Origin of the sequence: Mycetocola reblochoni REB411 (assembly GCF_900163835.1) — a bacterium.
Classification (GTDB): domain Bacteria; phylum Actinomycetota; class Actinomycetes; order Actinomycetales; family Microbacteriaceae; genus Mycetocola_B; species Mycetocola_B reblochoni.
The window spans coordinates 1-10,550 of record NZ_FUKR01000027.1 but is presented as its reverse complement, the minus strand read 5'-3'; the positions used below and the strand labels follow the sequence as shown (position 1 = coordinate 10,550).

Genomic DNA, 10,550 nt, shown 5'->3' with positions numbered 1-10,550 from the left:
GGACATGACGGGTCCTGTTCGACGGATGGGGCGGGGGGTGAATGCCCCAGCACAGCGGATCGAGGTGAACCACCGGTGGCCGGCAGGGGTGCTGCCGGTGTCCTGGAGGTTCCGTGCCGCCCGTGGTCAGCCCGCCCGCCCGGCGGATAGGCTGGGACCGTGGCGCAGAGCATCTACATCACCTCCGCAGAGGGGCACACCGGCAAATCCACGATCGTCCTCGGACTGCTCGACGCCGTCGGGCGCACGAGCCCGCGGGTCGGCGTGTTCCGTCCCGTGGCGCGCAGCAGCGACCGCCGCGACTACGTGCTCGAGCTGCTGCTCGACCACCCCAGCCTCGACCAGGACTACGACGAGAGCATCGGCGTCAGCTACGAGGCCGTCCACGAGGACCCGGAGCGAGCCCTCGGCCAGATCGTGGAGCGCTACCAGTCGCTGCAGTCCCGGTTCGACGTCGTGATCGTCATCGGCAGTGACTACACCGACGTCGGCAGCCCGACCGAGCTCCGCTTCAACGCCCGCGTCGCCGCCAACCTGGGCTCCCCGGTGCTGCTCGTGCTCGGCGGGCGCCAGCACCAGGGCGGCGAGGAGGAGCTCGGCCGCAGCCTGCCCCGCAGCGCCGAGGACCTGCGTCACCTCACCGAGGTCGCCGTCGCCGAGCTCCGGGGCGAGCACGCCGAGCTGCTCGCCGTCATCGCCAACCGCGCCGACCCGGCCGCGCTCGACGGCATCAGCCGGGCGATCGGCACCGCGCTCGCCGCGGAGCTGCCCGAGGTGCCCGTCTGGGCGATCCCCGAGGACGCCGTGCTCAACTCGCCCACCGTGCAGAGCGTCCTCGAGTCCGTCGACGGCACACTCGTCGGCGGCGACGCCTCCCTGCTCAGCCGCGAGGCGCTCGGCGTCGTCGTCTCGGCCATGTCGATGGAGAACGTCCTCGACCGCCTGCTCGACGGTGCCATCGTCGTCGTCCCGGCCGACCGGTCGGAGGTGCTGCTCGCCGTGCTGCTCGCGCAGAAGTCCGAGACCTTCCCCTCCGTGTCCGGCGTCGTCGTCAACGGCGGGTTCCCGCTGCCCGACAGCGTGACCCGGCTGCTCGACGGCCTCGACAGCAAGCTGCCGATCATCACGTCCCCCTACGGCAGCTACGAGACGGCCGTGCGGATCATGCGCACCAGGGGCCGCCTCGCCGCCGACTCCCAGCGCAAGTACGACACCGCGCTGTCGCTGTTCGAGACCCACGTCGACGTCGCCGCGCTGGTCGACCGGCTGCAGCTGAGCGGCACCGAGGTCGTCACGCCCCTCATGCTGGAGTACCGCCTCATCGAGCGCGCCCGCAGCGCGGGCAAGCGCATCGTGCTGCCCGAGGGGGAGGACGACAGGATCCTCCGCGCCGCCCACACCGTGCTCGCGCGCGGGATCGCCGATCTCACCATCCTCGGCGAGGAGATCGAGGTCCGCGCCAGGGCCATCGAGCTCGGCCTCGACCTCAGGGCGGCGACCGTCACGTCGCCGTTCGACCCGGTGCTCCGGCTGCGCTTCGCCGAGGAGTACCAGCGGCTGAGGGCGCACAAGGGCGTCACGCTGGAGCAGGCGATGGAGACGGTGACCGACGTCAGCTACTTCGGCACGATGATGGTGCACACCGGGCTCGCGGACGGCATGGTCTCCGGCGCGGCGCACACCACCGCGCACACCATCCGTCCCGGCTTCGAGATCATCAAGACGCGCCCCGGCGTCGGCGTCGTGTCCAGCGTGTTCCTCATGGCGCTCGCCGACCGCGTGCTCGTCTACGGCGACTGCGCGGTCATCCCCGACCCGACCGCCCCGCAGCTGGCCGACATCGCGGTGTCGTCGGCGGCGACGGCGGCCCAGTTCGGCATCGACCCGCTCGTCGCGATGCTGTCCTACTCGACCGGCTCGTCCGGCACGGGGGCCGACGTCGACAAGGTCCGCGAGGCGACCGCGCTGCTACGCGAGCGCGCTCCCGAGCTGCAGGTCGAGGGACCCATCCAGTACGACGCCGCCGCCGACGCGGCCGTGGCCAAGGCCAAGCTGCCCGGGTCGGCCGTCGCCGGCCGGGCGACCGTGTTCGTCTTCCCCGACCTCAACACCGGCAACAACACGTACAAGGCCGTGCAGCGCTCGGCGGGCGCGGTCGCCATCGGGCCGGTCCTGCAGGGGCTGAACAAGCCGATCAACGACCTGAGCAGAGGAGCACTCGTGCAGGACATCGTCAACACTGTGGCCATCACCGCGATCCAGGCGGCGACGGCATGAGCGTCGTCCTCGTCGTCAACTCCGGGTCGTCGTCGTTCAAGTACCAGCTGATCGACGTCGAGACCGAGCAGGTGCACGCCTCGGGGCTCATCGAGCGCATCGGCCAGGACATGGGCGCCGTCGTGCACTCCAACGCGGACGGCAAGATCGTGCGGGAGCTGCCGATCACCGACCACACCCACGGCTTCACGGTGATGCAGGAGGCGTTCGCGACGCTCGGGCCGAGCCTGGAGCTGTTCCCTCCCGTCGCCGTCGGCCACCGCGTCGTCCACGGGGGGAAGCGCTTCTTCGAGCCGACGCTCGTCACCGAGCTGGTGAAGATCAACATCGCCGACATCGCCGAGCTCGCGCCGCTGCACAACCCGGCGCACCTGCAGGGCATCTCCGCCGCCGAGCTCGCCTTCCCGTCCATCCCGCACGTGGTCGTGTTCGACACCGCCTTCCACCGGACCCTGCCGGAGGCGGCGTGGCGCTACGCGATCGACCGCGAGCTCGCCGACCGTCACCGCCTGCGCCGCTACGGCTTCCACGGGACCTCGCACAAGTTCGTCTCCGAGGCGACCGCCGCGTTCCTCGGCCGCCCGCTGGCGGAGCTCAACCAGATCGTCCTCCACCTCGGCAACGGCGCCTCCGCCTGCGCGATCCGCGGCGGCGAGTCGGTGGAGACGTCGATGGGACTCACCCCGCTGGAGGGCCTGGTGATGGGCACCCGCTCGGGCGACCTCGACCCGGCCGTGCTGTTCCAGCTGCACCGCAAGACCCACATGACGGTCCCCGAGCTGGACGACCTGCTCAACCGCCGCAGCGGCATCCTCGGGCTCTCCGGCGACGGCGACATGCGCGAGCTCATCGCCCACGCGGAGGAGGGCGTCCCCGCAGCGGTCAGCGCTCTCGACGTGTACGTGCACCGGCTGCGCGCCTACATCGGCGCCTACTACGCCCAGCTCGGGCTCGTCGACACGATCGTCTTCACCGCCGGCGTCGGTGAGAACACGCCACTGGTGCGGGAGCGGGCACTCGCCGGGCTCGACCGGCTCGGCATCGTCCTCGACCCGGAGCGCAACGCCTCACCCGAGCGGGGCGCGCGGGTCATCTCCGCGGACGACTCCGAGGTGACGGTGCTCGTCGTCCCCACCAACGAGGAGCTCGAGATCGCCAGGCAGACGCTGTCGATCGTCGACCCCGGCGCCACGACCGCGGGCGGCTGAGCCGTGTCGCGCGCGGTCGTCATCGGCTCGGGCCCCAACGGCCTGAGCGCGGCGGTCGTGCTCGCGCGCGCCGGGATGGACGTCGAGGTCGTCGAGGCGGCCGACGACGCCGGAGGGGGGCTGCGCACCCGGGAGCTGACGGTGCCGGGTTTCCGTCACGACGTGTGCTCGGCGATCCACCCGATGGCGATCACCTCGCCGTTCTTCCGCGCATTCCAGCTGCAGCGTCGCGTCGAGTACCTCGCCGCCGACATCTCCTACGCCCAGTCGATCAGCCCGAGCAGGGCGGCGGTGGCGTACAGGGACATCGAGCGCACCGCGGAGCGCCTCGGTCCGGACGCGGCCGCCTACCGCTCACTTCTCGGCCCTCTGTCGGAGCGCATCGACGACGTCGCCGAGCTGTCGATGAACTCGCTGCTGCGCCTGCCCCGGCACCCCGTCACGGCGGCGCGCTTCGGTGCGAGGGTGCTCGAGCAGGCCGGGCCGTGGTGGCGTGGCCGCTTCGGCTCCGAGGACGCGCCCTCGCTCCTGGCCGGCGTCGCCGCGCACGCGATCAGCCGGCTGCCGAGCCTGAGCGGAGCGGCCGTGGGGCTCGCCCTCGCCGCCCACGCGCACGCGCCGGGCGGCTGGCCGGCCCCGCGCGGCGGGGCCTCCGCCGTCGCCGGAGCGATGATCGACGACCTCCTCGCGCACGGCGGACGCGTCACGGTGGGGCGCAGGGTCGACGACCTCGCCGAGTTCGCCGACGCCGAGGTCGTCATCGCCGACACCTCGGCGCGCGAGCTGGTGCGGCTGGCGGGCGAGCGGCTGCCCGACCGCTACGCCGCGGCGCTGCGCCGGTTCCGCTACGGCAACGCGGTGGCGAAGATCGACGTGGCCCTGGACGGGCCGGTGCCGTGGACGCGACCGGAGCTCGCCGCCGCTCCGACGGTGCACCTCGGCGGCAGCTGGCGCGAGACGCTGCACGCCGAGAACGAGGTCGCTGCGGGCCGGTATCCCGACACCCCCTATGTGCTCATCGCCCAGCCGAGCGTCGTCGACGACAGCCGTGCCCCCGCGGGCGGCCACGTGCTCTGGGCGTACACGCACGTCCCGTCCGGTTCCACGCGCGACATGCGCGAGGCCATCCTCGATCGCATCGAGTCGCACGCGCCGGGTCTGCGGCAGCGGGTGCTGGGCGTCCACGCGACGACCGCCGCCGACGAAGAGGCCCTGAACGCCAACTACGTCGGGGGTGACATCTCCTCGGGCGCGGCGACGATCGCCCAGCTCCTGGCCCGCCCTGTGCTCTCGCCCCAGCCGTGGCGGACGCCGGCCGCCGGGCTCTACCTGGCGTCGTCGTCGGCGGTGCCGGGGCCGGGGATCCACGGTATGGGCGGCTACCTCGCGGCGAGGACGGCGCTGGCCGACCGCGGGGTGGCCGTGCCGGAGCTCGGGCTCCACTAGCCGCGGGTGGCTCGGATGGTGCGGGATGCCCGGCCGACCACCGCCTCGGCCGCGGCACCGGCCTGACCGTCTGGCCGGTCAGCTGCAGAAGAAGCCGCCGATGAGTCCAAGCACGGGCAACACGACCCGCACACTGCGGGAGGACGGGGGCGATGACCACGTCGTCGCCCCCGTGGCGGGATCGATGGCGACGGTGCGAACGCTGACCGTCGCCGTCCCGTTGGTGAACAGGAAGTCGATGAGGCCTCCGAGCCCCAGCAGTCCGGGGCTGAACGTCGTGCTGTACTCGCCGGGGACGAGGTAGCTGTCGGTGTTGTTCCCCTGCGTGACGGTGACCTCGTACTGCGTGTTCGGCTGCGTCACCGTGGGTGCTGGCCAGGAGATGGTGGCCGAGGTGCCGACCAGGATCACGTAGTTCTGGGTGCAGCCCAGCGTTCCCGGTGCGGCCAGGACCACTGAGCCGACCGCGGCGCCGGCGGCGGCGTCGGAGGTGAACGCGGCGTCGGTCGGGGTCGGGTCGAGCGCGGACGGGAGCAGCAGCACCGCTCCGGCGAGGGCCAGCGCGGCCGTCCGTCGCGCCACGCGGCCACGCCGCCCGCGGACGGGGCGTGACCGCTGGGGGCGGACCGCCGCCGTGCTCGGGCCGGTCATCGCGGTGTGTCCGCTCGGGGCCGGTCATCGGCGGTCCCGGCGCGTGACCGGCGGGCCAGGCCCGACGCGACCAGGCCCGCGACGACCGCGAGGACGGCGGGCACGAGTGCGGCCAGGTGCCCCCCTGTGCCCGCGAGCGGGCCGGGGGCGCGCATCGCTGCGAGGCCGCTCCCGGTGGAGAGCTGCTCGGTGGCCGCCGGGTCGTCGCCGGACGACGCTCCGTCGCCGCGGGGCCCCTCGGCGTCGACCCTGATCCCGATGTCCGCCGCGGCGCCGTCCGGATCCGCCCCGTCGCCGAGCGTCACGGCGACGTCGAGCCAGCGGACCTCCCCTCCCGCGTCGACCGGCGCGAGCGCGAGACCGGGGAGCTGCTCGGCAGGGACATCGCGGACGACGGCCTCCGAGTCCGGCGGGCAGCGCTGCGTCGAGGTGAGCCGGTCGCAGCGCAGAACGGTCGCCTCGAGCGCCGCGAGGAGCGGGCCGCTCGCCGTGACGGTGGTCCTCAGCCGGAGCCGTTCGTCCGCGTGCGTGGGGGCGACGCCGAAGACGACGGGCTCGGCCCGCTCCGGCGTCAGTGCGCGGGCCGTCGGGCTCTCGAGCATGGTGATCGTGATGCGGTCGCCGGTCAGGACGCTGCGCACGGGGGCGCTCGCCGGGGTAGCCGGCGCCGCGTCCGCGGGGGCGGGCGGTGCGGGCGCGGCGGATCCTGGAGCCGCGGCGGGTGCGGGCGAGGGCGCAGCGTGTGCCGGGGCGGCGGAGAGGGTGAGGGCCGTGGACGCCGCCGCGATGAGGACAGCGACGGAGAGGGCGGATCCGGTGCGACGCGGGGCGTCGTCCGGCCGCCCCTGGCGGTCGTCGTCGGGGCGGGGGGCGTCATCGTTGCCGCTGTGGGTCCCGTCGCTGCCGCCGGCCCCGTCGTCGTTGCCGTTGCCGTCACCGTCACCGCTCCGCCCGCCGTCCCTCGGCCAGAACGCCCAGGTGACCAGCGCCGCCGCGGCGACGCTGAGCAGGAGCAGCAGCCAGGGCTGCGACAGCAGCGCCACGGTGTGGGCGAGGCCCGGCGCAGCCCACACCACCGTCCGAACCGTCGTCGCGGAGTACAGCTCGAGGTCGGGGGCCGCGTTCGCGTCCCCCTGCATCCGGAACGTCACCGGGCCGGAGTCGTCCACGACCTCGATCACCCGGTGGGTGACCGGCAGCACTTCGCCCCGGTCGACCGTGACGACGTCGCCGACCGCGATGTCCGCGGCCGGGGCCTCGCGCACGAGAGCGAGCGAGCCCGCCGGGATGGTGGGCGCCATGGACCCCGTCTTGAACATCACCAGCGAGAAGCCGCCGAGCAGGGCCGCCACGAAGAGCGCGATGCAGAGCACGCCGGCCGCGGCCGCGGCCCAGAGCCCGACCTCGCGCAGCAGCCGCAGGGCGCGCATCGGCTCAGGTCCCCGGCACCACGGACCGGGCGGAGAAGGTCCAGACAACGCTCGCCCCGGCTCCCTGCGCGGCGTTGTCCGCCGAGGACAGCAGGGTGATGGCGATGCAGTAGTGCACGGGGGACTGCCGGTCCGCGGCAAGCGGACGGGCCGCGGAGTCCTGCGCCTGGCCGAGCGGTCCCGGCGGGATCACCGTCGTCCCCGCGGCGAAGGTCCCGGCGTCGCACGCCGCGCCGGACGGGATGGTCCGTACCTCCGAGCTGTACACGGCGTCGAGCGGGACGGCGGTGGTCCCCGTCGCGGTGACGGCTGGCGAGGGGAGGGTGACCTCCCCGGCGACCGAGCCGGCGACCGTCCGGACCGAGAACCCGCCGTAGACGGTCTGCCCCGGCACCATCGACGTCGCAGCCGTCGTGAGGGTGACGGTCGTCGGCGTCGAGGCGGAGCTCTGTGTGAAGGTGGTCCCGTCGGCGGAGCCCTCGATGCCGAAGCGCCCCGCCGTGACGGTCGTCCGGGCGCTCTCGCTGTCCGTCCAGCTCGCCAGGGTCGCCCCGACGCCGATGGTGAGCACGACGCCGCCGGCGAGCACGGCGCGCACGCGCGGGCCGCGACGCGGACGCGCGCGCGCGTGCTCGCTCATCGTGGTTCCTGCCCGCTCAGCTGGTGCTCGCGGTGAAGGTCCAGGTCGCGCTGGCCGTGGAGGACTGGACCAGGTCGTCGGAGGCGGTGACGATGATGCAGAGGTTGGCGCTGGCCCCCGGCGCCGAGCCGGCCCCCGGCGCGAGCGCGACGTCCGTCACGGTCCCGAGCGAGCCGAGTGCGGCCTCGCCCGCGACCGTCGTGCCGGTCGCGTCGACCGTGCAGTCACCCGGCGCCGCGACCTGGATCACGCGGTGGCTCAGCTGCGCGGTGGCCGACCCGGTCGCCGCCGCGGTCGTCGCGACGTTCGCGTCCACGGTCGTGGCCGAGTCGAGCCGGATGGCGAAGAGCGAGGCGGTCGCCTGTCCGGGACGCAGGTTCCCGACGTCCGCCGTGAAGCTGAGCTCGGCGGCATCGGCCGAGGTGGGGTGCTCCTCGAAGGTGGTGCCGTCGACCGACCCCTCCAGATTGAACTGGCCCGCGGCGAAGGTGCTCTGCGCCCACTCGGAATCGGACCACTGGGCGAGCGTGTACGCCGCACCCAGGCCGAGGACGACACCGCCGGCGAGGAGCGCGCGCGTCTTCTTCGTGCGTGAGGCGCGCGTGGACGCTGATTTCTCGGACATTGTTTCCTCTCGGGGGTTGTGGGCTCGAAGAATGTGCCCCGCCAATCGTTGTCGATTAATGTGGGGAAATGGGTGAGGGCAGAGAGCCTTCATCAATCCTCTCGTTGTTCTCGACGACGCTACAACCCCTTTTCGGGTTACGAATTGGCGGACAATTCGTTTTCGGCGCGCAGAAGCGATGGAATATCGGTGCGCCGTCGCGCTCCGAGTTTCGACCTGGCCTGAAGGACGTGGGATTCCACGGTCCGAACGCTGAGATGGAGCCGTGCGGCGATTTCCTTGTTCCTCAGCCCGAGCGCGATGAGTCCGCAGATCTCCTTTTCGCGTGCGCTCAGCTCGCTGCGGGGTCCCGGAACGGTGGCGGAGGGGCGTGTGCGGCGCGCCCCGTCGACCGGTCGCGGGTCCTCGTCCGCACGGCCGGAACGCGGTCCGCTCGGGGAGGCGGGCGGAGCCCAGGTGGGGGCGACGGGCGGGAGCGGCCCGGCCACGGTCGACGCCGCTGCGCGCTCCGCCGCGTCGAACGGGGACGACGCGACGCGGCGTCCCCCGGCGGCGCCGACGCCGACGCCGGCATCGTCCCTGGCACGGAACCCCAGCCTGTCCCGCCAGATCGCGCAGGCCAGTGCCGTCTCCTCCCTGCCGTCCGCGATCGCCAGACGTCGCCCGAGCTCGAGGACATGCGCGGCTGCGAGCGGGTTGCGCTGAGCGACGAGGCGGTCGCAGATCAGCGCGATCTCCTCGTCATCCCGCAGCGAGGAGCGCAGCGCGCTCAGCAGCGCCGCGACGGTGGGCGGCTCGGTCGCGCCGTCGATCGGGGGGAGCCCGTCGGCGAGCCGGAGCCAGTAGCCGTCCTCGGCCAGGGCGAGCCGGAACTCGGCGAGGGTGAGCATCCACTCCGGTGTCTGGGGCTCGCCGACCGGGCGGGCGGGGGAGCTGGCCTGCTCGGCGAGCGCCAGCGCGTCGGCGACGCCGTCGAGCTCGGCGTTCCGCCTCCGTGTACGGGGGACGCCGCGCCGGTCCGGGGGCAGAAGCGTCTCCGGCAGGGTGATCCAGCGGCAGATGTGGATGATGGTGCGGTTGAGGCCGGCGAAGGAGTGCCTGGTCAGGCTTCGGAGCAGTCTCTCGACGTTCGCGACGACGATGTCCTCCCTGCCCGACGCCAACGCGTCGAGGGCGCGGAGGACGTAGGCCCCCGTGCGCCGGATGCGGGAGTCGGGGCCGCCGGGGGCCGTCGCCGTCCAGGCGGCGCCGCCCCAGCCGTCGTCGGGGTGGGACTCCGCGGCGCCGCTGAGTTGAACGACCAGGCGGATGGTCAGCCAGAGCACGGCATCGGCGTCGGCCGCGTAGTAGTCCTCGGGGACCCAGCCCGCGCTGGTGTGCTCGCGTCGGGTGTGCCGGGCGAGCGGGAGGAGCTCCTCGACGCGCCTCCGATCGTCGCGATGCGCGCTGGCGCCGAGGGCGAGGGCCAGGGCCCAGCACCGCGTCGAGCTGTCGGTCGCGGGGTCCGCGGCGATGCGGCTGAGCGTCGCGTCGGCGTCGGCTCCGACGCTGTACGGCTCCTGTTCGCTCCACAGCTCGATCACCGTCTCCGGGGCGGTCAGGGCTCGGGGGGACGCCGGGTGGGCCGACCAGCTCCGGATGATCCCTCTGAGGTAGCACTCGTTCCGGTGCAGAACGGGGTCGTCGTCCTCGGCCACGCCGTCCGCCTGCCGTTCGCCGTCGACCAGCCGGAGCGGCTGCGTGTCGCTCGCCGTCCGCACAGCCTCGGCGAACGCCCGGACGACGGCCGTCCGGCGCGGTGCCGTCGCCTCCGCGGTGGCCAGGAGCGCCCGCGCCTCGGCGTGCGCGCCCTGCTGGTGGGCGATGGCCGCGGCGCGGGCGGTCAGCAGTCCCGCGTCGCGCAGGGCGCCGGGGGAGAGCTCCATCTCCGCCAGGAGGACGAGCTCGTCCGGGCTGAGCGTCTCGCCCCTGTTCCACGCGGCGGCGAGGAGCAGGGCGGAGCGCCGCAGCTCCTCGACCGGTGCGTCGTGCCGGAGCCGGAGTGTCGCCCCGATCAGCGGAGCGACCTGGATCATGCCGTCGTCCAGGGGCCGGAGCACGCCGTGCTGGATGAGCGCGTCGACCGCGTCGTCGCCGACGTGCCTCGACGCGGCACGGTAGCTCTGCGGCCCCAGCCTGTGCAGCACGGCCGCTGCGAGCTCCTGCCCGGGGGTGAGCGGGGGGAGGGTGACGCGCTCGACGCTGTCCACCGCCGTCGGGGGGAAGAGCACGGG

8 protein-coding genes are annotated in these 10,550 nt (G+C 73.7%); 3 read left to right on the top strand and 5 right to left on the bottom strand.

Going from position 1 to position 10,550, the window contains the following annotated elements:
- Nucleotides 1–159 precede the first annotated feature (159 nt).
- The 3 genes from pta to FM119_RS04715 are packed head-to-tail and all read left to right on the top strand — an operon-like array spanning nucleotide 160 to nucleotide 4,931.
- Nucleotides 160–2,277 (top strand): phosphate acetyltransferase, encoded by a 2,118-nt coding sequence (pta, locus tag FM119_RS04725; protein ID WP_087136536.1) that lies wholly within the window; start codon nucleotides 160–162, stop codon nucleotides 2,275–2,277.
- Nucleotides 2,274–3,485 carry an acetate/propionate family kinase gene (locus tag FM119_RS04720; protein ID WP_087136535.1) on the top strand — a complete coding sequence of 404 codons (1,212 nt, stop codon included), beginning with the start codon at nucleotides 2,274–2,276 and terminating at the stop codon, nucleotides 3,483–3,485. The genes pta and FM119_RS04720 overlap by 4 nt, the downstream gene beginning before the upstream one ends.
- A 3-nt stretch (nucleotides 3,486–3,488) precedes the next feature.
- The gene (locus FM119_RS04715) at nucleotides 3,489–4,931 is read left to right on the top strand and encodes a phytoene desaturase family protein (RefSeq protein WP_087136534.1); all 1,443 of its coding nucleotides are present in this window, start codon (nucleotides 3,489–3,491) and stop codon (nucleotides 4,929–4,931) included.
- Nucleotides 4,932–5,009: 78 nt separating this feature from the next.
- Here FM119_RS04715 and FM119_RS04710 read toward each other — a convergent pair whose 3' ends face one another.
- The 5 genes from FM119_RS04710 to FM119_RS14320 all read right to left on the bottom strand — a co-directional run.
- Nucleotides 5,010–5,513, bottom strand: coding sequence for a hypothetical protein (locus FM119_RS04710; RefSeq protein ID WP_143822631.1), 504 nt, complete (start codon nucleotides 5,511–5,513; stop codon nucleotides 5,010–5,012).
- Between the two features lie 65 nt (nucleotides 5,514–5,578).
- The gene (locus FM119_RS14145) at nucleotides 5,579–7,012 is read right to left on the bottom strand and encodes a signal peptidase I (protein WP_087136532.1); all 1,434 of its coding nucleotides are present in this window, start codon (nucleotides 7,010–7,012) and stop codon (nucleotides 5,579–5,581) included.
- A 4-nt stretch (nucleotides 7,013–7,016) separates the two neighbouring features.
- Nucleotides 7,017–7,652, bottom strand: a complete 636-nt coding sequence (locus tag FM119_RS04700) for a SipW-dependent-type signal peptide-containing protein (RefSeq protein ID WP_087136531.1) — start codon at nucleotides 7,650–7,652, stop codon at nucleotides 7,017–7,019.
- Between the two features lie 16 nt (nucleotides 7,653–7,668).
- Nucleotides 7,669–8,277: a SipW-dependent-type signal peptide-containing protein gene (locus tag FM119_RS04695; RefSeq protein ID WP_179205203.1), complete on the bottom strand. Its 609-nt coding sequence runs from the start codon at nucleotides 8,275–8,277 to the stop codon at nucleotides 7,669–7,671.
- Between the two features lie 137 nt (nucleotides 8,278–8,414).
- The coding region (locus FM119_RS14320; RefSeq protein WP_276327862.1) for a helix-turn-helix transcriptional regulator at nucleotides 8,415–10,550 on the bottom strand (2,136 nt) is incomplete at its 5' end.